At 38.4% G+C, this 24,882-nt stretch carries 25 protein-coding genes and 1 riboswitch; of the genes, 11 read left to right on the forward strand and 14 right to left on the reverse strand.

The window, feature by feature from the left end; translation table 11 throughout:
- Positions 1-23: 23 nt before the first annotated feature.
- The 4 genes from MKY30_RS10635 to MKY30_RS10650 form a co-directional block, all read right to left on the reverse strand.
- Positions 24-1,685, reverse strand: coding sequence for a DASS family sodium-coupled anion symporter (locus MKY30_RS10635; RefSeq protein WP_156985725.1), 1,662 nt, complete (start codon positions 1,683-1,685; stop codon positions 24-26).
- A gap of 296 nt (positions 1,686-1,981) precedes the next feature.
- Complete coding sequence (locus MKY30_RS10640) at positions 1,982-2,767, reverse strand: hypothetical protein (RefSeq protein WP_147210798.1); 786 nt, start codon at positions 2,765-2,767, stop codon at positions 1,982-1,984.
- Entirely contained in the window at positions 2,767-3,684 is a 918-nt protein-coding gene (locus MKY30_RS10645; RefSeq protein WP_147210799.1) for an ATP-binding cassette domain-containing protein, read from the reverse strand. The genes MKY30_RS10640 and MKY30_RS10645 overlap by 1 nt, the downstream gene beginning before the upstream one ends.
- Positions 3,681-4,133, reverse strand: coding sequence for a helix-turn-helix transcriptional regulator (locus tag MKY30_RS10650; RefSeq protein ID WP_198048592.1), 453 nt, complete (start codon positions 4,131-4,133; stop codon positions 3,681-3,683). Before MKY30_RS10650 ends, MKY30_RS10645 begins: the two co-directional genes overlap by 4 nt.
- Positions 4,134-4,280: 147 nt before the next feature.
- Here MKY30_RS10650 and MKY30_RS10655 point away from each other — a divergent pair, with 147 nt between their 5' ends.
- Both MKY30_RS10655 and MKY30_RS10660 read left to right on the forward strand, forming a co-directional pair.
- Positions 4,281-5,132, forward strand: coding sequence for a MerR family transcriptional regulator (locus tag MKY30_RS10655; RefSeq protein ID WP_341083866.1), 852 nt, complete (start codon positions 4,281-4,283; stop codon positions 5,130-5,132).
- Positions 5,133-6,866 carry an ABC transporter ATP-binding protein gene (locus tag MKY30_RS10660; protein WP_341083867.1) on the forward strand — a complete coding sequence of 578 codons (1,734 nt, stop codon included), beginning with the start codon at positions 5,133-5,135 and terminating at the stop codon, positions 6,864-6,866.
- Positions 6,867-6,917: 51 nt separating this feature from the next.
- Here MKY30_RS10660 and MKY30_RS10665 read toward each other — a convergent pair whose 3' ends face one another.
- Genes MKY30_RS10665 through MKY30_RS10685 form a run of 5 tightly spaced genes read right to left on the reverse strand, consistent with a single transcriptional unit; the run spans position 6,918 to position 10,478 of the window.
- Positions 6,918-7,625, reverse strand: a complete 708-nt coding sequence (locus tag MKY30_RS10665; protein WP_341083869.1) for a hypothetical protein — start codon at positions 7,623-7,625, stop codon at positions 6,918-6,920.
- Positions 7,622-8,503, reverse strand: a complete 882-nt coding sequence (locus tag MKY30_RS10670; RefSeq protein ID WP_341083870.1) for an ABC transporter ATP-binding protein — start codon at positions 8,501-8,503, stop codon at positions 7,622-7,624. The genes MKY30_RS10665 and MKY30_RS10670 overlap by 4 nt, the downstream gene beginning before the upstream one ends.
- Positions 8,500-8,877 (reverse strand): GntR family transcriptional regulator, encoded by a 378-nt coding sequence (locus MKY30_RS10675; protein ID WP_147210805.1) that lies wholly within the window; start codon positions 8,875-8,877, stop codon positions 8,500-8,502. The genes MKY30_RS10670 and MKY30_RS10675 overlap by 4 nt, the downstream gene beginning before the upstream one ends.
- Positions 8,878-8,907: 30 nt before the next feature.
- Positions 8,908-9,603, reverse strand: a complete 696-nt coding sequence (locus MKY30_RS10680) for a hypothetical protein (protein ID WP_339284667.1) — start codon at positions 9,601-9,603, stop codon at positions 8,908-8,910.
- Positions 9,600-10,478, reverse strand: a complete 879-nt coding sequence (locus tag MKY30_RS10685) for an ATP-binding cassette domain-containing protein (protein ID WP_147210807.1) — start codon at positions 10,476-10,478, stop codon at positions 9,600-9,602. The genes MKY30_RS10680 and MKY30_RS10685 overlap by 4 nt, the downstream gene beginning before the upstream one ends.
- 351 nt (positions 10,479-10,829) lie before the next feature.
- Here MKY30_RS10685 and MKY30_RS10690 point away from each other — a divergent pair, with 351 nt between their 5' ends.
- From MKY30_RS10690 to MKY30_RS10700, 3 genes are all read left to right on the forward strand, one after another.
- Positions 10,830-12,053 (forward strand): MFS transporter, encoded by a 1,224-nt coding sequence (locus MKY30_RS10690; RefSeq protein WP_339284668.1) that lies wholly within the window; start codon positions 10,830-10,832, stop codon positions 12,051-12,053.
- A 53-nt stretch (positions 12,054-12,106) separates the two neighbouring features.
- Entirely contained in the window at positions 12,107-12,877 is a 771-nt protein-coding gene (aroD, locus tag MKY30_RS10695) for a type I 3-dehydroquinate dehydratase (RefSeq protein WP_339284669.1), read from the forward strand.
- A gap of 208 nt (positions 12,878-13,085) precedes the next feature.
- The gene (locus MKY30_RS10700) at positions 13,086-13,235 is read left to right on the forward strand and encodes a hypothetical protein (RefSeq protein ID WP_339284671.1); all 150 of its coding nucleotides are present in this window, start codon (positions 13,086-13,088) and stop codon (positions 13,233-13,235) included.
- A 225-nt stretch (positions 13,236-13,460) separates the two neighbouring features.
- Here the strand turns inward: MKY30_RS10700 and MKY30_RS10705 are convergent, their stop codons facing one another.
- The gene (locus tag MKY30_RS10705) at positions 13,461-15,167 is read right to left on the reverse strand and encodes an FAD-dependent oxidoreductase (protein ID WP_339284673.1); all 1,707 of its coding nucleotides are present in this window, start codon (positions 15,165-15,167) and stop codon (positions 13,461-13,463) included.
- Positions 15,168-15,337: 170 nt separating this feature from the next.
- On the opposite strand from MKY30_RS10705, the gene MKY30_RS10710 reads away from it, so the two are divergent.
- Positions 15,338-15,943, forward strand: coding sequence for a TetR/AcrR family transcriptional regulator (locus MKY30_RS10710; RefSeq protein ID WP_339284675.1), 606 nt, complete (start codon positions 15,338-15,340; stop codon positions 15,941-15,943).
- A gap of 107 nt (positions 15,944-16,050) precedes the next feature.
- The gene (locus tag MKY30_RS10715; RefSeq protein ID WP_339284676.1) at positions 16,051-16,545 is read left to right on the forward strand and encodes an SRPBCC family protein; all 495 of its coding nucleotides are present in this window, start codon (positions 16,051-16,053) and stop codon (positions 16,543-16,545) included.
- 46 nt (positions 16,546-16,591) lie between these two features.
- Here the strand turns inward: MKY30_RS10715 and MKY30_RS10720 are convergent, their stop codons facing one another.
- Positions 16,592-18,190, reverse strand: a complete 1,599-nt coding sequence (locus tag MKY30_RS10720) for a catalase (protein ID WP_147210814.1) — start codon at positions 18,188-18,190, stop codon at positions 16,592-16,594.
- A 261-nt stretch (positions 18,191-18,451) separates the two neighbouring features.
- The gene (locus MKY30_RS10725; protein ID WP_339284677.1) at positions 18,452-19,213 is read right to left on the reverse strand and encodes an SDR family oxidoreductase; all 762 of its coding nucleotides are present in this window, start codon (positions 19,211-19,213) and stop codon (positions 18,452-18,454) included.
- A 152-nt stretch (positions 19,214-19,365) separates the two neighbouring features.
- Here MKY30_RS10725 and MKY30_RS10730 point away from each other — a divergent pair, with 152 nt between their 5' ends.
- Together MKY30_RS10730 and metA are read left to right on the forward strand one after the other, a co-directional pair.
- Positions 19,366-19,965: a TetR/AcrR family transcriptional regulator gene (locus MKY30_RS10730; RefSeq protein WP_339284679.1), complete on the forward strand. Its 600-nt coding sequence runs from the start codon at positions 19,366-19,368 to the stop codon at positions 19,963-19,965.
- A 149-nt stretch (positions 19,966-20,114) separates the two neighbouring features.
- On the forward strand, positions 20,115-21,026 hold the full coding sequence (gene metA / locus MKY30_RS10735) for a homoserine O-acetyltransferase MetA (protein ID WP_147210817.1): 912 nt from the start codon (positions 20,115-20,117) through the stop codon (positions 21,024-21,026).
- A 107-nt stretch (positions 21,027-21,133) separates the two neighbouring features.
- Here metA and MKY30_RS10740 read toward each other — a convergent pair whose 3' ends face one another.
- Positions 21,134-21,901, reverse strand: a complete 768-nt coding sequence (locus tag MKY30_RS10740) for a DUF3891 family protein (RefSeq protein ID WP_339284682.1) — start codon at positions 21,899-21,901, stop codon at positions 21,134-21,136.
- Between the two features lie 148 nt (positions 21,902-22,049).
- Entirely contained in the window at positions 22,050-22,532 is a 483-nt protein-coding gene (locus tag MKY30_RS10745; protein WP_147210819.1) for a QueT transporter family protein, read from the reverse strand.
- An 8-nt stretch (positions 22,533-22,540) separates the two neighbouring features.
- A riboswitch (PreQ1 riboswitch) is annotated at positions 22,541-22,585 on the reverse strand.
- A gap of 392 nt (positions 22,586-22,977) precedes the next feature.
- On the opposite strand from MKY30_RS10745, the gene MKY30_RS10750 reads away from it, so the two are divergent.
- Positions 22,978-23,835: a VOC family protein gene (locus MKY30_RS10750; protein WP_339284684.1), complete on the forward strand. Its 858-nt coding sequence runs from the start codon at positions 22,978-22,980 to the stop codon at positions 23,833-23,835.
- Positions 23,836-23,923: 88 nt separating this feature from the next.
- On the forward strand, positions 23,924-24,874 hold the full coding sequence (locus tag MKY30_RS10755) for a calcium/sodium antiporter (protein ID WP_147210821.1): 951 nt from the start codon (positions 23,924-23,926) through the stop codon (positions 24,872-24,874).
- The last annotated feature ends 8 nt before the right edge of the window (positions 24,875-24,882 follow it).

Below are 24,882 nucleotides of genomic sequence, written 5' to 3' on the forward strand. Positions count from 1 at the left end.
GTATTTTCTCTGGCTAAAAACGATTATTTAAAACTCTCAGGGTAGCTCCCTAAATCAATACCTAAGAATAAAGGTACTAATACATAGACAGTGAAAGTAACTAAAACAATACCGACTAGATTTAGAACGAATCCGGCCTTTGCCATATCCGGAATCCGAAGATAACCTGATCCGAAAACAACAGCATTCGGAGGTGTTGCTACCGGAAGCATAAATGCACATGAAGCAGCCAGCCCTGCCGCGATCATTAATACGAATGGGTGCATATCCACCGCGATTGCTAATGCAGCCATTATAGGATACATCATTGTAGCCGTTGCAGTATTGGACGTAATCTCAGTTAAGAAGATAACCAGAGTAACTACAGCCAGAACAATTATTAATACGTGAACTCCCTGTAATGCAGTTAATTGTGTTCCAATCCATTCAGATAATCCAGAAGTGGTGAAGCCAGCTGCAATAGCAAGTCCACCGCCAAACAGAAGCAGAATCCCCCAGGGCAGTTTTACAGCACTATTCCAGTCAATTAAATAATCTCCTTTTCTATTTTTGGCAGGTATTAAAAATAGAATAAGGGCAGCAGCTATGGCGATAATGGCATCATCAATATAAGGATTAAATTTATTGAGCACGAATGTACGGGAAATCCATGCAACAGCTGCTAAAATAAAAATAATAAATACTGCTTTTTCTTCATAAGAAGCTTTTCCAAGTTTTCTTTTCTCTTCATCTAGAATCTTTTTGCCTCCGGGAAGAGTTTTCATTTTTAATGGAAAAGCAAATTTTGTTAAATAAAACCAGGCTACAAGAATAAATATCCATGCAAAAGGAACACCAAACATCATCCAGGACGCAAAGGATATCTCGACGTTGTATAATTCCTTGACCGTGCCGGCTAAAATAGCATTTGGAGGCGTACCGATAAGTGTAGCCATTCCACCGAGAGAAGCGGCATAAGCAATTCCAAGCATCAATGATTTTCCAAATGCAAAATTCTCTTTCGGCTGCTCTACACCAGATTCCTCTTTAAGAGCATCAGATACTTGATAAATAATAGCTAACCCGATTGGAACCATCATCATGGCGGTTGCCGTATTTGATATCCACATAGACAAAAATCCTGTCGCAACCATAAACCCAAGAACAATACGATCGATATTCGTCCCCATTACAGAGATAATATTAATGGCAATCCTCCGGTGTAAATTCCATTTCTCCATTGCTAATGCCAGTACAAATCCACCCATAAATAAAAAGATAGTATCATTCCCATAAGCGGAGGTGGTAGCTCCAAGATCCAAACCATTGGTTAAAGGAAATAAAATAATAGGCAAAAGTGCTGTAGCCGGGATCGGTATCGCTTCGGTCATCCACCATACAGCAATCCAGATTGTACTTGCTAAAACTGCCTGGCCTTCATTAGACAAGCCTTCAGGAGATATAAATAATAAAGTAATTAAAAATAATAATGGGCCGGCAATAAGACCAGTGCGTTGTATAGGAGTATAAGAACGTTTCTCCTTATCTCCATTGTCATTTCCATTACTATTGTTTCCTCCAGCCCCATCATCCGGCTTATTCCACTTTTTTCGTTCAACCATCTCTCCAGGCTTGATGAAAAATCGAAACATGTCTTTCACCTGGTCATGTTTTTCCCATAGCCAATTCCAAGTAGCAGTTATCATCGTTTTCCTCCTTTTTTAGCATAGAGCACACCAGGCTTGTAAGTGCGCGTTTATACTAGAAATAACAATAGCTGAAAAAAGCTATCAATATTGCTTTTGATAACCTTTGTCCATTGTTATTTATTTTTATTCTTTGATACAAGTATTTATTCGGATAATACACTAATTTTGAAGATATGCAGGAGATCTTTCAGGGGGGGGAGATTGAAAAAAAGAAAGAGATGCAGGCCGCGAAATCTTCCTCTTATAGATAGTATCTGTTTTGTGATTGAACTGCCGCTCTGTAGCTGGTGAGATTATTTCACCTCCGCTTTCCGGAAGATAAGTAAACTGGCCAGATAGAAAATGAAAATAAATAATAGGCTGATTATCATGCTTTTTACTATAAATTCACCACTCATACCCAGAGTTAATTGGGATAAATCAATCCCATAAGGAGTATAGGCCATCACAGAATGAACCTTGTCATTCAGGCTTGAGATTGGCCCAAGAATCAGACTGGTCATATACGTGGCAGCGATAACGAAAACTGCTTTTTTAAATAGAAACATATAAAAAACGCTGACCATCAGCTGGCTGAAGAAGATAAGCAATGAAAGCCCGCTGATTAATATGATTTTGCCGAGCAAGCCGGCTGTAGCTCCCTGTTCTGCTGCTCCGGCTAAAATGTTTAAGGTCGGTGTCGGGATAAAACCGCTGAATGCAGTATTTGTAAAAGCAAAAATAACTGTGATAATGATATAGGGCAGATATAACAATGCAATTAAAATAAAAAATGAAATAATCTTGTTTATAATAATTGTGTTTCTGCTGTACCCGCCTGAAACAGCATTTTCAATGATTTTATTTTCAAAATCGGCCGTAAGGCAAATGCCTGCAGCAATACTTCCCAGCAATGCCATCATCTGTGTTTCAGAAAACAGGGATAAGGTGCCGGAAGCAGCTTCTAAGCTGAGACTTCCAGTTGAAACATAATGAGAACTGGCAGCAAAAATAATAGCGCTGAGAATGGATAAAATAAATACTGTCCAGGGTGAAATTGACCTGCTTAATTTAAAGAAATCGGCTTTTAACAGCTGCATCAGCTCACACCTCCTATTAATTGAAGATAATAGCTTTCCAGGGTTTCTTCCTGCGTTGTAAAAGTAGTAACAATAATATCATGATTGATGAGGGCTTTTGATAATTCCTCTTTTTTATTAATAAAGTCATATAGTTTGATACTTTTATCAGGCTGTACAATAAAATTCTCTGTTTGAAGCGATTCTCTCAGTACCTTCTGCAGCTTTTCCGGCTCATTACAATCAATGAGAAGGTGTTTATTGATTTGTTCCTCTAATTTGTCATGGCTGAGCGTTTTCAGGATTTTTCCCTCATTAACAATAATAAATTCATCAGCAGTTTGATGAAGCTCTGCTAAATGGTGACTGGATAAAAGAATGGTTATTTGATATTTAGCAGCCAGACTCTTTATTAGCTGTCTAATTTCAGCAATACCGCTCGGATCCAGCCCATTAACAGGTTCATCAAGCATCAGCATTTTCGGATTACCGAGTAAAGTAATAGCAATTCCCAGGCGCTGCCGCATACCTAAGGAGAAATCTTTTGCCTTCTTTTTACCTGTGGCCCCCAGTCCGACGATGTCGAGCACTTTCTGCTCCATATTCTTTTCTTTTATTCCTTTCATCGTTTTGTGGACACGGAGATTATCACGCGCACTCAAATACCCGAGAATACTAGGGTTCTCAATCATACTGCCCATTTGTTTCCGGCCAGCCTGCAATGCTTTTTGATTCGATTGGTTAAATAAATACAGCTCTCCGGAAGTAGGAAAGGATAAGCCGGCAATGATACGCATAAATGTGGTTTTACCAGCTCCGTTTTGACCAATTAGCCCATAAATTTTCCCCTTCTCCAAGGATATTGATACATTATCTAATGCTTGAAAATCATTATAGACTTTGGAAATATTTTTGGCTTCGAGAATATATTCTGTCATTTGTCAGAAACCTTTGTATGATTTAAAATTCCTTGCGTCATCGCCGTGAAAAATTCTACAGGAACTAAGGCAATACCAATACTTTCAGGATTCTCATCACCTAAAACAAGAAACTGATCACCTTCTTGCATATTAATCATATTCACAGCCTTTTCTGGTAATTTTACATAACCATCTTTCTCCAAAGGAGTAGTGTTAAACATATGCTTTCCCTTTGGAGGAATTGGAAAGCCGCTTTCTTTTTGATCATAATGAATTAAATTGTCTAAAGAGACATCAAATAAGGTGGCGAGTGCATCACAATTGATAATATCGGGTAAGGACTCTCCATTTTCCCATTTGGCAATCGATTGGCGGGTGACACCAATTTTTTCTGCTAATTCTTCCTGTGAATAATTATTTTCTCTTCTTAAAAAAGCAAGGTTCCGTGATAAAGTAATTTTGTTCATCTCATGCATCCCTTTCGTTTGGGTATACATTTATTTTAACGGTTAATGGAAAGGAAACAACCAATGCAGGGTAACCATTTATGTTAACTTTAGTTGCGTATTAAAAATATAAATTTTCCACTTGCGCCTGACGTAACGTGAGGTGGTATGATAAAGCTATCAAGCGGGAAGGGAATTGAAGCAGATATGAAAAAAGAAACATTCTCCATCAGTGAGTTTGCTAAATCAACAGGCGTATCTGTAAGGACATTGCATTATTATGATGAGAAGAATATATTGAAGCCAAAACGGGATGACCATACAGGACACCGTGTTTATGAGCAAGAGGATATGATTCAGCTGCATAAGATTATGACCATGAAATTTTTAGGAATGAGCTTAGATGAAATCAAAGATTACATGCAGGCGAATACTTTTGATTTAAGCTTTATTGATACATTAAGGCTCCAGGAGTCAAAGCTGATTAAGGATAGAGAGCAAATTGATATTGCTTTAGATGCTATCCAGCGTACGGTGTATCTTTTAGAAAATGAAAAAGAAGTTGACCATGCTGTACTTATCAGCTTACTGGCAAGTATGCAAAACGAGAAGAAGCAGGAGGAGCTGGCAAAAGGAATTATTAAGGATGATATAATGAAGAAGATGTTTCCGCAGACAGCTAAGGAGAAGATGATTTTTGAACAGGGATTGCTGACATTTTATAAGCGGGTCAGAGCGCATTTTGGAAAATCTGCAGATGATCCGGAGGTTCAACAGATGCTGGATGATTTTTATCGTCTTATCCTGGAGGTAGTGGGGATGGATTCTTTGAAAGAATTAACAGATATTTTTTCTTTGAATATTGAGGACAAAGAGAATGAAGAACGGATAGAAACATATATTCAAGAAATCGAGCGGCTTGTTCCATCTCCAATTACGGAAGAGGAAGAAGCGTGGCTCGAGCAAATCACAACGGATTATATGGGCCCTCTATGGGATGAGAAAGAAGGAGAGAATTAAATGGAAGCACCGAAACAATCATCAAGCAATTTTATAAAGCTTTTACTGTCTACAAGGATACCGAAGCTTGTATTAATATTAGGGTTACTAGGAAGTATCCTGACTACTTTGGTAGGACTGACAATCCCGCTTTTAACAAGGGAGCTTGTTGATGGATTTTCCATCGCAGATTTAGATTGGCGGTTTATTGCTATTATTATTGGCGTATTTATTGTGCATGCATTGGTGGATGGTTTATCAGCTTATGCTCTTGCTTATGTCGGACAAAAGGTAGTAGCGAGGCTTCGGGAAATCTTATGGAAAAAGCTGATCCGCCTCCCGGTTCCTTATTTTCAGAAGCAGCCGAGCGGGGAGTCTGTCAGCCGTGTTATTAATGATACAGGAATAGTAAAGGATTTAGTGTCTCAGCATTTCCCACAGTTTATTTCTGGCTTGATTTCCATTATAGGAGCAGTTATTATCCTGCTGTTTATGGATTGGAAAATGACTTTAATTATGTTTATCGCTGTTCCGATTACATTGGCAGTAATGCTGCCGCTGGGAAATCGGATGGCAAAAGTATCTCGCAGTCTGCAGGATCAGACAGCTAATTTTCAAGGAGAGATTCAGCAGACAGTCAGTGAAATTAGATTAATGAAATCTTCTACAGCAGAACAGAAGGAAGAAAAACGGGGCTTGCAGGGAATTTTCAAGCTATTGCAGACAGGCTTGAAAGAGGCAAAGATTTTCGCTGTGATTGCACCATTTATGTATATGATTGTGATGCTTGTTATCGTCATGATTATTGGCTATGGAGGTATCCGGGTAGAGCAGGGGACCATGACAACCGGATCGCTTGTCGCATTTCTCTTGTATCTATTCCAGATTGTCTTTCCTATTACAACATTTGCGATGTTCTTTACCGAATTACAAAAAGCAAAAGGAGCTACCGAGCGTATTTCAGAAATTTTACAGGAAGAAGAGGAAGAGGTATTGCCCGGCTCTGAAAAACAGATTGGTGAGCTGTCGCTGCAATTTAAAGAAGTCAGTTTTTCTTATGAAGCAGGTGAGCAGGTACTGAATAAGGTATCATTTTCCGCATCTCCTGGAGAAATGGTGGCATTTGCCGGACCAAGCGGTGGAGGGAAGACCACTGTATTCGGTTTAATTGAACGATATTATGAGCCGGATGAAGGAGCAATTCTGCTTGATGGAGAATCGATTCAGGATATTTCTCTTGGCTCCTGGCGTTCCCAGCTCGGATATGTATCACAGGAGAGTTCCATGATGTCCGGAACCATTCGTGATAATTTAACCTACGGGTTGGAAAATGCAGAAAATATAGCTGATGAAAAACTTTGGGCAGTCGCGGAAATGGCCTATGCAGCACAGTTTATACAGAAACTGCCAAATGGAATGGATACACAGGTCGGTGAACGCGGTACAAAGTTGTCAGGCGGACAGCGGCAGCGGATCAATATTGCGAGAGCCTTCCTGCGTAATCCGAAAATTTTATTACTTGATGAAGCAACGGCAAGTCTCGATAGTCAATCGGAACAGGTTGTTCAAAAAGCATTACAGCGATTGATGGAAGGAAGAACAACATTTGTAATTGCCCATCGCTTAGCTACAATTATTGATGCGGATCAGATTATCTTTATTGAAAATGGCGAGGTTACCGGTAAAGGAACACATAAAGCTTTAATTGAATCGCATGAACTGTATCGTTCTTTTGCGGAGCAGCAATTGAAGTAAAATAAAAAAGTAGAGCATTTCCATTGGGAAATGCTCTACTTTTTTATTAAATCAGATTTTTACCGTCACATCTTTAATCAGCCGATAGTTAACGCCAAAAAGGAGAACAATTAATACAAGGCTTAGTGGTGTGGCTATAAAAGCTGGCAAATTGATAATATTTGTAAAAAAAGAAAAATGTGTGACTTCTATTAGAATACCAGTTATTGCTAACAGAAGAATGCTGCATGCGATGGATAAAAGCCCATACAGCCAGCCTAAACGGTAGAAGGTCAAACCAATCATCCACCCGATTAAAAAGTAAATAAGGTGCATAATGGCAAGTCTGATAAAGGTATAAATAAATGCAGAGAAGCTGCTTGTGAAATCAAGCTCTTGTCCATGAATATTCCAGCCTGCCCAACCAGATATAAATTGGAGAATAAAAGTTAACAGTATCAGGATGACTGTTATTGCTATGGCTATCAGGGCGGATGATATTATCGTGCCAAGAAAAAAGTTTTTTCTGGTAGCCCCCTGCTGCATGTAATAATAAAAGAAAGATGATGTTGTCAAAATACCAATAATTAACATGTAAATACCTGAAGATCCGTTTGAAAAGTTTGTCAAGTCTATAAAACTGGAATGCGGACCAGAAGCAAAGGTTACTACGACTATATAAATCACAAACATAAAGGAAAGAAACCACATCGTCCACTTTACTTGTTCCATAAATAAGAGTCTGGCTATTTTTTTGGGTGATAAGATAATGGAACTCATTCATCTTCCTCCTTTGTCAAATGCACAAACAAATCATGGAGAGAGAGGACGCCAATCTCAATTCCGGCTTGATTTGCTGCATTTCTCTGTTGTTCAGAGAGTTCGCCATATACCATGACGGATTTTGTTCCGCCTAGTACCTGACTGTTTAAAATCTCTAAGTCCTTTGAAAAAGCATCTATTTGTTCCATGGAGCCTGTAAGTGAGAACCCTTTGGAAATCACTTGCTCATTTGTGTCCTGCAATAAAACCTTTCCGTTATGAATCATCAGCACCTCATCGAATAGATAATCTGCTTCGGAAACGAGATGAGTGGAAAAGATAATCGTTCTCGGATGCTCTTCCTGATCATTTAAAATCTCTTTATAAAAAATTTCTCTTGTCGGTGCGTCCATTCCTAAATAAGCTTCATCAAAAATAGTTAAAGGAGCTCTGGATGCTAAACCGATAATAGCCTGAAATGCTGATTTCTTACCTTTGGATAGATGATTCACTTTTTTATTTAAAGGCAGCTTGAATTTCTTAGCCAATTCCAGGGCATATGTTTCGTCAAAATTTGGCCGGAAATAAGCCATTTCTTTTAACATTTCTCCAACTTTATCATAGGTGTACTCCAAATCCTTCTGCTGATCAAAAATAAAGATCGTATCCTGCATGATTCTTGGATTTTCAAAAGGATCATCTCCATCAATGATAAGACTTCCGCCATCAGCTTTTCGGAAAGCTGACAGCACTGATAATAAGGTTGTTTTCCCGGCGCCGTTTCTTCCTAATAAGCCATGAATTTTTCCGGCCTCCAGCTGAAAACTGATCTGATCAATAGCCGTGAAATCCTTATATCGTACACTGACATCTATTGCTTCAACCGTGAAACTCATGCTTTATCCCCCTTTCTTGCCTTTTTTATCAGATCAATGATTTCGTTCTCTGTAATACGAAGCTTCTCTGCTTCCTGGACTAAACCGATGACATAATCATCCATAAACGCCTGCTTCCGTTTTTGAACGAGTTTTTGCTTTGCTCCTTCTGCGACAAACATACCAACACCTCGCTTCTTATATAGAATGCCTTCATCTACAAGCTGTGTAACGCCTTTGGAGATGGTGGCGTGATTAATTTTATAAAATTGAACCAGCTGATTGGTAGAGGGAGCCTGCTCGCCTTCCTTTAACTGATTATTGACAATCTGGTCTTCAATCTGTTCCCGGACTTGAATGAAAATAGGTTTATCACTCCGAAATTGTGTGGACATGGTTCGTATAGCCTCCTTTCTGATATGATTTTATAATCGAATGGGTGCGTCTTTCGTTAAGCGGTAGTTACAGACGATTAAAATGGCTATCATGATAAAGAAAATAAGATAAGGCCCAATACTGATAATCTGCGGATTGACGGTGAAAAATTTAATGGTATGTGCAATATCAGCTTTGTCTTGTAATAATGCGGATATCCCGAAAAATGGAAAGGAAATAAGGATAAACAATAATCCAATCTTCCAGCGAAAACGATAAAAACCAAGCCCCATAAACCAGCCAAGTAAAAGATAAAAGAAATGGGCAACGGAATAATCAGCTATGCTTTGAATGAAGGATAATACCCCGCCGCCGATTAATGGATCTGTCCATGGGACAGCAAATCCTAATGCCGGGACGAGTGTCTCAAATAAAACAATCATGGTGATCATTGCCAAAGCTAATATAATAGAAAGCAAAGCAGATGCGAATAAAGCGGCTTTAAAAAACTTTTTCCTGGAAATTCCTAATTTATAATAGTAATCTAAGAACCCATAAGAATAAAGCAATCCGATAATTAACATAAATATAGTAGAAGTGGTATTGCTGATATCAAGGTTATCTAAAAACCCCCAATGGTTCGCGATAGTAGTTCCAATTGTCAAAACAATTATAATGCTATAGAACCAGGAAGCCCATTTAATCTGTTCAATGAAAAATGCCCAGCCTAAATGAAATTGTTTCATGTTCTTTCCTCCTCCTTCGTCAAATGTATAAACAGATTATTTATAGATAGTGAACCGATTTCTAAATCGAGTTCAACTGCTTCTCGCTGCTCTTGTTTCGGTAAAGTTCCGTAAACCATCACAGATTTTGTTCCACCAAGCATCTCTTCGTAAATGACCTCTAATGTTTTTGTGAATGCCTCAACATCTTCTTTAGCTCCTGTAATGGAGAAGCCTTTTTCAAGAAGTTGCTCGCTTGTTTCTTGTAATAGAACTTTTCCGTTATCGATTATAAGCACTTCATCAAAGAGGTACTCCATTTCTGAGACAAGATGTGTAGAAAATAAAATCGTACGCGGATGTCTTTCCTGCTCTAACAAGATTTCTTTGTAAAACAGTTCTCTTGCCGGTGCATCCATTCCCAGATATGCTTCATCAAAAATAGTGAGCGGGGTTCTGCTTGCTAAGCCAATGGCAACCTGCAAAGCGGAATATTGTCCTTTTGATAATTGATCAGCACTTTTATTCGTAGGAATTTTAAATCTTTTTACTAATTCTCTTGCATAAGCCTCATCAAAATATGGGCGGAAATAAAGCATTCCCTTTATAATCTTATCGATTTTATCGTAGTCGTAAGTATTATCTTTTTCATAAATAAAAGACGTCCCCTGCAAAATCCGTTCATTTTCAAAAGGATCTTCTCCGTCAATAACAATCGTTCCGTGCTTTGCTTTGTGAAAGGAAGCAAGGTATGTTAACAGGGTTGTTTTACCGGCACCATTCCTTCCTAATATGCCATGAATCTTGCCTGGAGACAGTTTGAAATTCAACTGATCTAATGCTTTAAAATTCTTATAATGTACCGTTAAACCATTTACTTCAATGGAATAAGACATGTGCATCCTCCTTTAAATATTTATATTTAATCTTATACTGTATTATGGTTATATACTTATGTGTATAACCATAACAGTGTTACAGTTTTTTGTCAATGTAATAAAAATATCTTGGAGAAAAGTGAAATAGAGCGATATGGCTCAAAGAAATATATTCGTTTATTTTTATGGAGCTCATTTATATATTGGAATTTCATATAAGAAATGAATTGAATTTGTGGTATATTGGGGAGTAAGTTGAAAATTAAGAAATAAACGGTAAGTAAGAAGATGGATTAGTTCAACAGATAGACAGGAGAGGTTGATAATGAGAAGAGATACTTATCATTCAAGCTTAAGAGAGTCAACTCCATGAGTGATAAAGGGAAGGTTGTCGGAATTGCGCTGATTACAGCAATAACTGTGATGGGAGATGCCATGCTTTTTATTGTACTCCCTTTATATTGGCAGGATTTCGGATTAACTGCTATTTGGCAGATTGGTGTGCTGTTATCCATTAATCGTTTTGTACGCTTGCCGATTACACCATTAGTAGGATTGTTTTACAGCAAATTCAATATCCGTACAGGTGTATTAATTTCTGTAGCCTGTGCTGCTTTAAGCACCTTATCCTATGGACTGCTTCAGGGCTTTTGGCTGTTACTGTTTGCGAGAATACTGTGGGGTATTGCCTGGTCATTTGTTAAGCTGGGAGGAATGCTCACAGTTGTAACATTCTCCACGGAAAAAACAAGAGGCCATTATATGGGATTGTATAATGGATTATGGGGGTTAGGTGGATTAGTAGGCATGCTGGCAGGGGGTTTTTTGGTCGATCAGTTATCAATACCATTTGTGACAACCCTGTTTGCATTGATAGCTGTTGCAGTCTTTCCTTTTATCGTCAGGCTGGTACCTAAAAATTATAAAGATGGTGGAAAAACAACTGCAAGCAATGATTTATCGGACAAAGGAAAACAAGCAATCCTCAATCCATATATTATTCTTGTTATTCTGACTGGAGGAACGATGGGCTTTATCACAATGGGCATTTTTGCTTCTACACTCAGCCCGCTGATCGAACAAACCTATCATGCTGATTGGTCATTTTTTGGTATTGTCATTGGTGCTGCGACACTGGCCGGAATAATTCAAGCAATCCGTTGGGCGTGGGATCCTGTATTTGCACCGATGATAGGCAGCTTTGTAGACAGGAGAAAGTATAAATATAATTGGATACTTGTCCCGTTAACATTGGGAAGCGTTGCTTTTCTGATTATAGGCCGTGTGGAATCTTTCGTTCTTTTATTAATAACTATTATGTTTTTCCAAATGGTTTCAACCGGACTTTTAACGATAACAGATACCTTGGCGGGCGATGCGGCAGCGAGAAGTAACCCTGTTAAGATGATGACACTGCACACAATAGCTGTAGATTTAGGAGCGGCTATCGGGCCCTTGCTATCATTTATTATTATAGATTTATATGGAATTTCCGCTGTTTTCTATCTATCGAGTCTGGTGATGCTGCTGGTTGCAGGAACATGGGTTGTTTTTCATTTTTCTCAAAGGGAAAGAGGCAGGTATAGTACGTGATGAAAGAGTTTTTAAAGGATAAGTTTCAGTAAAGAATGGAGGACGTATTGATTATGACAGAAGCATTAACAGTTAAAAATATAACTCTGGGAAACGGGAAGCCGAGTATTTGCATTCCTTTAACTTCTTCAAAAAAAGCAGACATCATTGAAGAAGCTAAACGTTATCAAAAAGAGGCGATAGATATTGTTGAATGGCGTGCGGATATATTTGAAGAAGTGGAAAATCATGCAGCAGTACTGGAGGTTCTAAACGATTTAGTGAATGTCTTAAAAGGAATTCCGCTGATTTTTACCTTCCGCAGTCATCAAGAGGGGGGGGAGAAAGAGCTTTCCAAAGAAGCTTATGTATCGTTGAATCAATTTGTCATTCAGACAGGTCTTGCAGATTTCGTGGACGTAGAATTGTATCAGGGAGAAGATACGGTTAAACATCTGACTTCTATTGCGCATTTGCAGCATACATACGTAATCATTTCCAATCATGATTTTCAAAAAACACCACCTAAATCAGAGATTATCAATCGATTAAAAAGGGCAGATGAGCTTGGCGGCGATGTATTAAAAATTGCTGTGATGCCAAATAAAACAGAGGATGTTTTAGAGCTATTAACAGCAACCAATGAAATGAAAAAACATACAAAGAAGCCAATGATTACAATGGCGATGGGCCCCCTTGGAGCTATCACCCGATTATCCGGGCAGGTTTTTGGTTCAGTACTAACCTTTGGAGCCGGAGAAAGAGCTTCGGCGCCGGGACAAATTCCAGTTCAGAATCTGCATCAAGTACTAGATGTTATTGAAAAGTCGATGGGGGAGAAATAAGCAGTTCAACTGGAACTTATTTTTGCAGTATATTCACTTTAAAATGAGGCAAGACGGAGATGATCTCAACCTTAAGCAGGAGGAACTCTTCCATCTGAAGCAGCGATAATTTCATGGGATAAATCAGTCACTGACCCGATGTGTGGGAAGAGATAAGCCGATACAATGAAAGTATCAAATAACTTATTCTCAGGAGCTGATTTACCCCATGTTTTCATCTTATGAAATGTTGAAAAGCCAAATTGATTATCAAATGGAGGATGTAAGGAAGACAATGAAGCAATGTAAAAGTAAACGGAAAAAAAATAAAGAAAAGAGCAGGAAAAAATCGGATTTTCGTTTAGAAGGAGAGGCTTGAATCTAATGGTATGGAATGACAAAAAGAGGATTTCGATTTAGCTGTTGTGACAGCAGCAGTGAATCGAAATCCTCTTTTTTATAGAAATGGAATATTTCATTTCTCTATGCAAATCTCTTTTGGCATTTGTTGCATAGAATTGTCTGCCAATCAAGAAGACAATATGCTTTCATTTTGTTCCTGCATATGAATGCTCTTTACTTATTTATATAAATATGGACGCACTTAAACTGTCATGGTTACCTTTGGACTACGACTGCTTTTCTTTCTGGCGTTTTCAGCGATATCCATTGCAGCTGCATAACCAAACACCATAGATGCTCCAATCGTTGCACCAGGCCCGGGGTATGTCTCTCCCATTACAGAGGCAGTACAATTTCCTGTAGCATATAGGCCTGTTATTGGAGCACCATCCTTTGTAATCACTCTTGCTGATTCATCGATGACCAGCCCGCCTTTTGTTCCAATATCACCTGGATAAATAGGAATCGCATAGTAAGGAGCCTTGTCCAGTGGTGCCAGATTGGGATTATTCAATGTCGGATCGCCATAATATCTATCATAAGCACTTTCTCCGCGCTGAAAATCCTCATCACTTCCTTTAGCTGCAAATGTATTAAACCTGGAAATAGTGGCAGCCAGTTTTTCTGGAGGTACATTGATTTTCCTGGCCAATTCTTCAATGGTATCTGCTTTTTTAGCATAATCAGTTTCAAACCATTCTTTTGGAAGCTGTTGTAATGGCATAATTCCAAATACAAGATAACGGCTCTTTACGCGTTTATCAAATATCATCCATGACGGTATCGTGGAGCTCTGTTCATTATTATTTTCATACATTTGATCTACAAATTCATGGTATGGAACAGATTCGTTGATATAGCGTTCACCATTACTATTTACGATAATTAAGCCGGGTGTAGCCCGCTCAGCGACAGGCATAAATGCGGGAGCTCCAGGTGGTGCTGAGGTAGGAGTTCCCCACACTTTGTCCATTAAATCCAATTGCCCGCCTAATTTTACACCGGCAGCAATTACATCACCTGTCTGCTTTTCCGCTGATAATGTCCACTCTGTATTAGTGGGCTTCGGTAAATATTTTTCCCGCAGCTCCTGATTATGGGAAAAGCCGCCGGAAGCAAAAATGACCCCATGACGGGCCTGAATATTGATTTCCATTCCATCTCTTTCGGCAATAACACCCGTCACTTGATTATTTTCATAAATTAAATCTTTAAATGGTGTCTGGAGCCAAACCTCTCCGCCAGCCTCCTTTAGTGAAGTGTATAGACGGGCAACAGCAGCCTCACCTAAAGTAGTGGGTTTATATCCAGAAATGAGCGTGCGGATCAGCCGCATACCTACTTTCACTGCTTTTGTTTTCCCGATCCATGTCCTCATAATCATGTTCACTTTGTGGAATTCACTTGATTTTAATACCATTCCTTTGGTCGGCAAACCTGAAGTACGTAAATGCTTGATATCATCTCCTAATTTTCTGAGGTCAAACAGCTGGGCTTCAACGGCTCTCCCCGAAGCCAGACCTCCTGGTGATTCAGGGTAATAATCGGAATATCTGGGAGTGTATTCCCATCTGAAATGTTCCGTGTTCTCGTGTAAATACTTTACCATTTCAGGTCCCTTTCTCAGGTAAGCCTTTTTTAAAGCATCTGGAACACGATCTCCCACGGTGGTGTCCAGGTAAGTTTTTGCATGCTCATACGTATCTTTAACCCCGGCTTCTTCTAAATAAAGGTTATTGGGAATCCAGATGGTTCCACCTGATTTTGATGTGGAACCGCCAAATAGAGCAGTCTTTTCAATGACAATTACTGATAAACCCTGTAAGCGTGCTGTTAAAGCAGCTGTTAATCCTCCGGCACCTGAACCTACGACTACCACGTCGTATTGTTCATTCCATTGTTTTTCCAATAGGATGACCCCTTTGATTTTTTGAATTATGTTAAACTATATATGTGAATTAATTTTAGTATAAATTTTAAATAAAACGCTTTCAATCAGTAATAGATTAAGGTCTGTGTACATAAACAACAGATGAATGCAATCTGTTTAAAAATGAAAAGAAGTTTGGGGTGATTTGAGTGGTTACCAAGAATATAATATTGGATAGACGGGTGAGGAGAACAAAAAAATTATTAAAATATGCGCTTCTTGAATTAATGCATAAAAAAGACTATGGGCAAATAACGGTTACGGATATTGTGGAGCACGCTGATTATAATCCCGCTACTTTTTACCGGCACTATAATCAAAAGGCGGATTTAGTCAAGGAAATTATTACGGATCAGACAAACGGACTGATTCAAGCCTTTAAAGTTCCTTATAAGAAGAATAATTATATCCATTTAAACGACTTAGCTCCTTCAGAAGTTGTTATTTTTAATTATATTATCGAAAATAAGCATTTTTATGCACTTTGGAGAGAATTCGAAGCCATACCGGGATTTTATGAAGTTTTTCTGCAATCCATTACCCAATTTTTTGAGAATGAAATTAACTTAATTACCCCATACCATGATGGATTGGATAACAATATGTATACCTCATTCTATGCCTATGGAATTCTAGGTATTATTCTGGATTGGATTAAAAAGGATTTTGAGCAATCTCCTGGTTATATGGCAAAACAGCTCTGCAAAATAATAAATTACTATCCAGCGGAATCATTTATAATTGGTAACTCTTGATAAAGCAGACTTAGAATGTCGTTATCGGCTTAGAAAAGTATATATTATTAATATATGATAAAGATAAATGGAATCAAACAATTCTTATTATTGGAGGAAAACAATATATGCTGGCAGCGGTAGAAAAAACAGAAAATGGCTATATAGCAACTTTTGCACGTAATTTTAATAGCTCTGTTGACGAAGTATGGGGCACATTAATAAAAAATGATAAACTGCAGCAATGGATGCCCAATTTAGAAGTGGTAGACCTGAGAAAAAGTAGGAAAATGAAATTTAATATGAATGATGGAACAGGAAATTCCTTTGAGATTGCTATTTTAGATTTTCAGCCGCAAACCTATTGGCAATTTGAATGGGGAGAAGGCTCTGTCCGGTTTGAACTGGAGCAGGCCGGGGATGCATGTGTTTTAGTATTAAAAGAATATATTCCAGTGCTCAATGACCATGTTCCTAAGGATTTAGCCGGCTGGCATATCTGTTTAGATATGTTTGAGGCAGCTCTGACAGGAAGACCAGTGGGTTTTCCAAAGGAATCATGGAAAATGAAGTATGAAGCATATAAGAAAATCGTTCATCCGTTTTTACAGGAAGATAAATAATTAAAATGGTGCCTCAAAGCTTAACCTTGAGGTACCATTTTTTATATTAATAAGGATCTGCGTCATGTCCAAGCTCTTCAGCGTGCTTTGGAGCCTGTTCCGCATCTGATGCACCTAATGGATTCTGACTGGTGCCATGTTTTTTCGCTTGCTTTAAACCTTCTCTCAGACGACGTCCATACTCTTCGTCAGCTTCTTCTGCAAGTGCAATCATTTTATCCTGAATCCGCTTGTCGCAGGTTGATAAATCTCCAATCATATTAGACAATAATTCATCTTTTTCCCAATCATCAAATTGACGGAAGGTTTCTCCTGCCTGCTTTGTATTATCATTGCGGTCAATGGATTCACGTACAAGGTTGCCCTCTACAAAAGGTGTATATTCCTTGCCAGTTTGTTTCGCTTCCTCCAGTCCGCCAAGCACGGACGGCTCGTAATTAACATGTGGATTTTGACCGGGAGCTTTGTCGTTTTGCTGACGTAACTGTCCACCTTCCTGATTGGTAGCAACCCGTTTTTTGGCTGCATTAATCGGAACCTGCAAATAGTTAGCTCCAACACGGTAGCGCTGTGTATCGGAGTAAGAAAAAGTACGCCCCTGAAGCATTTTGTCATCGGAAAAGTCCAGCCCGTCAACTAATACACCGGTTCCGAATGATGCCTGTTCAACTTCAGTGAAATAATTTTCCGGATTTTTATTAAGTACCATTTTTCCTACCGGAAGCCATGGGAATTTATCCTCCGGCCATAATTTTGTGTCATCTAACGGGTCGAAATCAAGCTCTGGATGATCGTCGTCTGACATAATTTGTACCAGCAGCTCCCATTCTGGATAATCGCCTTTTTCAATCGCATCATATAGATCCTGGGTAGCATGATTAAAATTCTCACCCTGGATTTCAGCAGCTTCTTTGGTGGTTAAATTTTTAATCCCCTGCTTTGGTTCCCAATGGTATTTCACGAGAACAGCTTCTCCATCCTGATTGACCCATTTATAGGTGTTTACGCCTGACCCCTGCATCATCCGATAGTTTGCAGGAATCCCCCATGGTGAGTAGATAAAGGTTACCATATGAAAGGACTCGGGAGAGCTGGAGCAAAAATCAAAGAAGCGCTCGGAATCTTGAATATTTGTTACTGGATCCGGACGGAAAGCATGAATCATATCAGGAAACTTCATTGCATCACGGATAAAGAAAATTTTGATGTTATTGCCGACCAGATCCCAGTTGCCATCCTCTGTGTAAAATTTAACAGCAAAACCGCGCGGGTCACGTACTGTCTCCGGAGAATGGTTTCCATGAACTACTGTTGAGAAACGGACAAATACAGGTGTCTGCTTCCCTTTATCCTGGAAAACCTTTGCTCTTGTGTACTTGGAAACAGGGTCATTACCAACTGTTCCATAGGTTTCAAAATAGCCATGTGCTCCGGCACCGCGTGCATGCACAATACGTTCTGGGATTTTCTCACGATCAAAATGACTTATTTTTTCAATAAAATCATAATTCTCCAATGTAGCAGGGCCACGGTTGCTGACGGTACGGATATTTTGGTTGTTAGTTACGGGATGACCTTGACGGGTGGTTAAAGTATTATCATTTTCAATATTTGTTTGACTGGTGGATTTTTCTTTTTCAGACATGTGTTGAGCCTCATTTCCTTCATAAATTTCTTCTTATTAGCATTGCCAATCCAGATGAAATTAACCGTATCAAAAAAGGATTTTTTATCAATTTCCGTCAGAATCATTCCGTCTTAAGAAATGAAAATGAGCAGGGAATTATCAATGGGGAGATGAGAGCAGTTTAACGGAAGCAGAGGGGTACTATTTGTAAGAAGGCTGTGTTTCTGATCAAAATAAAAACGGATGCAGAAAGGATATCTGAATCCGTAAAAGTACAAACTAAAAAGCTGCTGTCCAGCCGGCATCTGCAGTAATAACAGTTCCATTGACAAAGCTGGATTCATCTGAAGCTAAGAATAACGCTACCTGTGCAATTTCTTCTGGTTGTCCGACTCTAGGCATCATGGCCTGCGCTAACTGTGTCCGGCTCGCTCCAAATTGATTAAAATCGGATACAGAGGAAGTAATATTTGTTGCTACACCGCCTGGAGCAATTGCATTGCAGCGAATACCTTCCTTCGCATACATAAAGCCTGTATTTTTCGTTAAGCCTACAACAGCATGCTTTGATGCGACATATGCAGCACCAGCATGAGCCCCATTTAATCCTCCTGTAGAAGCGGTGTTAATAATGTTGCCTTTCCCTTTTTCAAGGAAAATAGGAATTGCTTTGCGAATGGCACGCATAACTCCTTTCGTATTTACATCAAAAATTAGATCCCATTTTTTATCATCAATATCGCCGGCTGCTTCCATACCATCCATAATACCAGCGTTGTTCACTAAGATATCAAGCGTTCCGAATTCAGAGACTGCTGCATCAATCATATTTTCGATGTCTTCCAGTTCAGCGATGTTTACTTTAATTGCTTTGGCTGTACCTCTATTATTTGTAATGGATTGAACGGTTTCTTCTGCCCCTTGCAGGTTCAAATCTGCAGCAATCACTTTACAGCCTTCCCTGCCATATAATTCTGCAATCGCTTTCCCCATACCGGAAGCTGCTCCGGTTACAATGGCTACTTTGTCTTTTAATTTCATTTTTACCCCTCCTGCAAAAAATTGTATCTGTTTCCTATCCATCTTATAATAGGGATATCTTGTTAACAATATACAAAAAATGATTAAAATGTATGTTTATCAACACTTCCATATGTATTTGTCTAATTACTAAATTTGGGGGTAATCTATCCATGTTAAATTCTGAAGATCGACGAATTAGCAAGTCAAAAAAAGCGATGCGAAATGCGCTTATTCAATTAATAGAGGAAAAGGAGTTTAATAAAATTACGGTAACAGATATCGTGGAACGTGCAGATTTGAATAGAGGAACTTTTTATAAGCATTATAAATCACAAACAGATATCTTATTAGAGTTAACAGAGGATATTATAGAAGATTTAATTCAATCCTATCGTATGCCTTATAAAGAGAAGCGTATATTCAATCTGGATAAACTTACCGCTTCCACGGTTAAAATTTTTGAACATGTGGAAAAATTTCAAGGCTTTTATGCATTAATGCTGCGGACAGATAAACTGACTTATTTTCAGACAAAGATTTTCAAGGTATTAAAGAACTTAACCATTCATGATTTAACGAAAATAAAAAAGGAAGCAAATCAGCCGAATCAGGCTTTGCAGGCTAGCTTCTTTGTGAATGCAATTATTGGTATGATATTTGAATGGGCGGAAAATAATTTTAGCTATAGTACGAATTACATGGCCGAGCAGCTGCTATTAATTTTAAAAAGTATGCGTCAGGTGCAGATTCTTCATCCAAGATTAGAATAAATATTTGCTTATTTTGCTGAAAAGAAGGGTTGAACTTTTTCAGCAAGCCTTTACAATAAGAAATAGACTAATAATTTGGGAGAAAAGCATATCTTTCAAAAAAGATCGTTTGAAATTAATAAAGCAGAAAAGTGGATGGAGGTCAGACAATGCCGATTAAAATTCCAAGAGAGCTGCCAGCAAAAGAGATTTTAGAAGAGGAAAATATCTTTGTGATGGATGAACAGCGCGCGGATTCACAGGAAATTCGTCCGCTGAGTATTCTTATCCTCAATTTGATGCCTGAAAAACAAAAGACTGAAACGCAATTGTTAAGATACCTTGGGAATACCCCATTACAAGTGCGTATTTCTTTTTTGCGAATGGCTTCACATGAATCAAAAACAACAAGTCAGAACCACCTGGATACATTTTATAAGACCTTTGAAGAGGTTCGGGATAAAACATTTGACGGTATGATTATTACAGGGTCCCCGGTAGAGCATCTTTCCTTTACAGATGTTGATTATTGGGAGGAACTGCAAGAAATTATGGAGTGGACGAATGATCATGTTACATCTACACTTCATATTTGCTGGGGAGCGCAGGCAGCTTTATATCATCATTATGGCATTGATAAGCATGCCCTCCCGCAAAAATGTTTTGGAGTTTTTGAACATGAGGTATTAGCACCGAAAGAACGTCTGGTAAGAGGATTTGATGAAATATTCTTAGCACCGCATTCGCGCTATACCACAGTATCTTTGGAAGAAATTGATAATCATCCTGACTTGCAACTATTAGCTGTGTCCGATGATGCAGGGGTGTTTTTACTTGCATCTAAGGATGGGAAGCATATTATGGCAACAGGTCATTTAGAATACACGGCGACAACGTTAAAAGAAGAATATGAAAGAGATCATGCCCGCGGTGTTGACACAGCATTACCAGAAAACTATTATCCAAATAATGATCCGGACAAACTTCCAAAGCATCGCTGGAAGAGTCATTGCAGCTTACTATTTTCCAATTGGTTGAATTATTATGTGTATCAGGAAACACCTTATGTTTGGGGAGAGTGAACTTACACTTAGGCTTGACTTTAAGGGGCCAGATGTGTCTGGTCCTTTTTGATTTGGCAGGAAATAAGGTCAGGAGCACTCCCGGCCTTATTTCCGTAAAAAAGTGATTAATTACGGGCATTTATCCAAATTGTTTCTGCTAAAATTGGAGCATGCTCATAAGCAGCAATTAATCCTTGCTGTTGAATTGCTGCTTTTTGAACACACTTGTATGTTAAAGTGACAGAGAAATCTGATGAAAACGGAAAAGGATCTATAGCAATGGCATCTCTGCCTGTCCAGCCAATGGAATAGTCAGATGGTAATTTAGAAGCACTGTTTGATAAGGATAACCCTTCTTTGAAAAAAGGATGCAGGTCTTTATCCTCTGCTCCGGCCTCGTTCATGCAAACAAACAGGGACAAGTTATCGGAAAACTGTAACAGTGTATAGTCAGCTTCAAAGCTTTGCTTATCAAAATCCTTCATGGTACTGATTAACCATTCCTGACGCTTTGCTTCCTGTTGAACAAATGCTTCCGCTTCAGGGAGAGAGGATTTTATCAGGAAACGTTTATAATGTTCACTGCAAAGTAAAGCAGCGTAGCTATCCTTCTCCTGAACCTGTTCAATACCCTGCGTGTATAATACGGTTTTTGGAATGGTTGGAAAATCAATAAATGAATAAGGCTGATTAGCCTGATCATTCCAAAAGGGCTGCTTGTCAAATGCTTTCCAGCCACAGTCGTGCTGATAAGCAGCATAAATAACAGAATCTTTGTAAGGAGCATGCTCCAAATAACTGGAGTCCAGATGTTTTAAAAATTCTCCTGATAAAAGAGCATGGTCTGGCTGTGCTATAAAAATAAAATGCTCGTCCTGATTTCTGATAATCATATTAATCCTTCCCTTCAAAATGATAATTTACAAAAAATGATATTTATAAAGAGGTGATCTGATTATACTCATTAGTATAGTTAAAAAGGGTTATCTGGATTTCAATTATTAAAAAGACGATGGATGATCCACCGTCTTATTCTCGATTCTATATTATTTTATCAAAATGTATCCGTTTATATAAAGTATAGAAAATCGGGATACCAATCAGCAATACAATTAATTCACTGGCTCCTGTTGTAAGCCATGTAAGCAGGAATGGTAAGTTTAAAGCAATCTTTAGCATAAAAGCGATAATAAACATATTAAAGCTGAAAATCAATGTATTCAGGAATAACAGTGTGAGTGTATTTTTAATATATTTCTTTAAGAAAATAATAATTCCTAACGATATAGCAGTATGTGCTGTCCCGAATAAGAGATCGAGCCCGCCTGCCATTGAAAATAAATTAGATGCAAATACACCAATTGTAATTCCGAAAAAGTAACGTTTATCAAAGATAATTAAATGGTTAAACATCTCTGATATTCGAAATTGAATCGCTCCGAATGCAACGGGAGAGACCAGCAAGGATAGAGCAACATATAGCGCTGCGATAATCCCGTTAACCACAAGTGTTTTTATATTCATATTTTGTTTTCCTCCTAGTTTTTTAGCGTGGGATGGTTACGAACCACGTCATGCAACGCTTATCATATCAGTATTTGAATTGGAAAACAATCGTTTTATACTATTTATAGTGTAAATAGTAGTCGTGTTTATTGTTTTTCTCGTCATTGGTCAAATCTCCACAATATGAATTGCTATTGCAGCAATTTCATCCAATTTTCATTTCAATAGAAGGATGATTTAACAACATGCAAGCAGGATAATGAAGAACATGTTCATAATGGAATAGGAAGGTATAGACGCTTATTCTCAGGTGCGAAAGTTGAGTTATTAATTTAAACAGAAGTTAAATAATCTGAACGAGAAAACATTTTTGACCGCTGGACTTCACTCATTTATAATTAGTTACATAAAGTAAGTTTATTATTTTTAGTGAAATATAAAACCGGAAAGGTGACTATTATAAATGGAAAAGAAATTTTTTGACGAACAGACAATATACGTATCAGATATAACTATACAGGTAACAGATTTACAACGTTCTATTCAATTTTATCAAGATTTTTTGGGCTTTAGAATAATGCGGAAAACAGATAATAAAGCAGTACTTTCGGCAGACAGCAAGAAGGCTTTAATTACTCTGGAGCAGCCTGAAGGAGTTGTGTCAAAACAAAGAAGAACAACAGGGCTCTATCATTTTGCTATTCTTCTGCCGGAACGAAAAGACCTGGCAGTATTTTTAAAATATCTTTTGCAGGAGGGGAGAAGATATACGCTGCAATTAGGTGCTTCTGATCACTTAGTCAGTGAAGCACTCTATTTCTCAGATCCGGATGGAAATGGGATTGAAGTAGCGAGAGACCGATTATCTGAAAGCTGGAGCTGGTCAGAAGAATCTGTACAAATGAGCACAGAACCGCTTGATGCAGATGGACTTCTCGAACTAGCAACAGAGGAGTGGAATGGCATGCCTGAAGAAACCCTTATTGGACATATTCATTTACATGTGAATGATTTGTCAAAAGCAAAGGAGTTCTATGTAGAAGGATTAGGCTTTCAAGAAGTAACCGTTTATCCTGGAGCTTCCTTTTTATCTGATAGCGGTTATCATCATCATATTGCAATAAATACGTGGAATGGAGAAGGGGCGCCGGTACCAGATCAAAATGAAGTCGGATTGAAGTTTTTTACAATAGTATATCCTGTTAAAGAAGAGGCAGACAAAGCAATGGAAAGACTGAAAGCTTTAGGCTATTCAGTTGATGAAGGAATGGTAAAGGACCCTGCAGGAAATCAAATTTTTATATTGGGTTCAGCAAAGTAAGAAATATCTACATGAAAATAGTGGATAGGAAAATACAATTACGGTAGAATAAAAAACACAAATGCAGGGAGAGATGGGGAGTAGACTCATGGAATATGTCTTATTAATTATCGGATTTTCATTGTTAGTGAAAGGAGCAGACTGGTTTGTGGATGGTTCCTCCAATATTGCACAGCTTTTGCGTGTTCCGCCGATTTTAATTGGATTAACGATTGTAGCCTTAGGGACAAGTGCGCCAGAAGCAACGGTGAGTATTATTGCGGCTGTCCAGGGAACAGCCGATGTAGCAGTAGGAAACGTAGTTGGAAGCAATATCTTTAATATTACACTGGTTGTTGGATTGGCAGCAGCTATTTACCCGCTTCAGGTTCAAAATGAAATGATTGTCAAACAGATTCCTTTTGCATTATTGGCGGCAGTAGCTTTGTTTGCACTAGGGAGTGATGTACTGCTTCAGGGATCGACAGAAAATATCCTCAGCAGAAGTGATGGAATCATTTTCTTTCTGTTTCTAGCGATTTTTATGTATTACATTATTGAGGTCGGTTTGAAAAGCAGAAAAGAAACCAAAGCCATTAAAGATTCAAATGTAAAGTGGGGAAAGAGTACCTTTATTACTCTGCTCGGATTGGCAGCAATTATTCTTGGGGGGCAATTTGTTGTGTCCAATGCTACGGAAATTGCTTTGTCATGGGGAATGAGTGAAGCTTTAGTTGGTTTGACTATTGTTGCAATAGGAACCTCATTACCTGAATTAGTTACCTCTATCTCAGCAGCACTAAAAAATGAAAGTGAAATTGCCTTAGGAAATGTTGTTGGCAGCGGGATTTTTAATATCTTATTTGTTCTTGGCGCAGCATCTCTGATTTCTCCTTTAGCCATCAATCCTGTGATCTTCACAGATATCTGGATAATGGTAGTATTGACGATACTTTTGTTAATTTTTTCGCGGACAAGCTTCCGAATTGGGAGAAGAGAAGGAATTATATTAGCCCTCATCTATGTATTGTATACAATCTATATTATTATAAGAAATTAAAAAGAAGG

Origin of the sequence: Oceanobacillus sp. FSL W8-0428 (genome assembly GCF_038004405.1) — a bacterium.
Classification (GTDB): domain Bacteria; phylum Bacillota; class Bacilli; order Bacillales; family Amphibacillaceae; genus Oceanobacillus; species Oceanobacillus sojae.

Coding starts and splice junctions, on each gene's coding strand:
- MKY30_RS10750 (WP_339284684.1), top strand. CDS start 22,978: ATGGAAAAGAAATTTTTTGACGAACAGACAATATACGTATCAGATATA.
- MKY30_RS10640 (WP_147210798.1), bottom strand. CDS start 2,767: ATGCAGCTGTTAAAAGCCGATTTCTTTAAATTAAGCAGGTCAATTTCA.
- aroD (WP_339284669.1), top strand. CDS start 12,107: ATGACAGAAGCATTAACAGTTAAAAATATAACTCTGGGAAACGGGAAG.
- MKY30_RS10665 (WP_341083869.1), bottom strand. CDS start 7,625: ATGAGTTCCATTATCTTATCACCCAAAAAAATAGCCAGACTCTTATTT.
- MKY30_RS10650 (WP_198048592.1), bottom strand. CDS start 4,133: ATGAACAAAATTACTTTATCACGGAACCTTGCTTTTTTAAGAAGAGAA.
- MKY30_RS10690 (WP_339284668.1), top strand. CDS start 10,830: ATGAGTGATAAAGGGAAGGTTGTCGGAATTGCGCTGATTACAGCAATA.
- MKY30_RS10635 (WP_156985725.1), bottom strand. CDS start 1,685: ATGATAACTGCTACTTGGAATTGGCTATGGGAAAAACATGACCAGGTG.
- MKY30_RS10720 (WP_147210814.1), bottom strand. CDS start 18,190: ATGTCTGAAAAAGAAAAATCCACCAGTCAAACAAATATTGAAAATGAT.
- MKY30_RS10685 (WP_147210807.1), bottom strand. CDS start 10,478: ATGTCTTATTCCATTGAAGTAAATGGTTTAACGGTACATTATAAGAAT.
- metA (WP_147210817.1), top strand. CDS start 20,115: ATGCCGATTAAAATTCCAAGAGAGCTGCCAGCAAAAGAGATTTTAGAA.
- MKY30_RS10700 (WP_339284671.1), top strand. CDS start 13,086: ATGTTTTCATCTTATGAAATGTTGAAAAGCCAAATTGATTATCAAATG.
- MKY30_RS10680 (WP_339284667.1), bottom strand. CDS start 9,603: ATGAAACAATTTCATTTAGGCTGGGCATTTTTCATTGAACAGATTAAA.
- MKY30_RS10745 (WP_147210819.1), bottom strand. CDS start 22,532: ATGAATATAAAAACACTTGTGGTTAACGGGATTATCGCAGCGCTATAT.
- MKY30_RS10730 (WP_339284679.1), top strand. CDS start 19,366: ATGTTAAATTCTGAAGATCGACGAATTAGCAAGTCAAAAAAAGCGATG.
- MKY30_RS10740 (WP_339284682.1), bottom strand. CDS start 21,901: ATGATTATCAGAAATCAGGACGAGCATTTTATTTTTATAGCACAGCCA.
- MKY30_RS10670 (WP_341083870.1), bottom strand. CDS start 8,503: ATGAGTTTCACGGTTGAAGCAATAGATGTCAGTGTACGATATAAGGAT.
- MKY30_RS10725 (WP_339284677.1), bottom strand. CDS start 19,213: ATGAAATTAAAAGACAAAGTAGCCATTGTAACCGGAGCAGCTTCCGGT.
- MKY30_RS10660 (WP_341083867.1), top strand. CDS start 5,133: ATGGAAGCACCGAAACAATCATCAAGCAATTTTATAAAGCTTTTACTG.
- MKY30_RS10715 (WP_339284676.1), top strand. CDS start 16,051: ATGCTGGCAGCGGTAGAAAAAACAGAAAATGGCTATATAGCAACTTTT.
- MKY30_RS10675 (WP_147210805.1), bottom strand. CDS start 8,877: ATGTCCACACAATTTCGGAGTGATAAACCTATTTTCATTCAAGTCCGG.
- MKY30_RS10755 (WP_147210821.1), top strand. CDS start 23,924: ATGGAATATGTCTTATTAATTATCGGATTTTCATTGTTAGTGAAAGGA.
- MKY30_RS10645 (WP_147210799.1), bottom strand. CDS start 3,684: ATGACAGAATATATTCTCGAAGCCAAAAATATTTCCAAAGTCTATAAT.
- MKY30_RS10655 (WP_341083866.1), top strand. CDS start 4,281: ATGATAAAGCTATCAAGCGGGAAGGGAATTGAAGCAGATATGAAAAAA.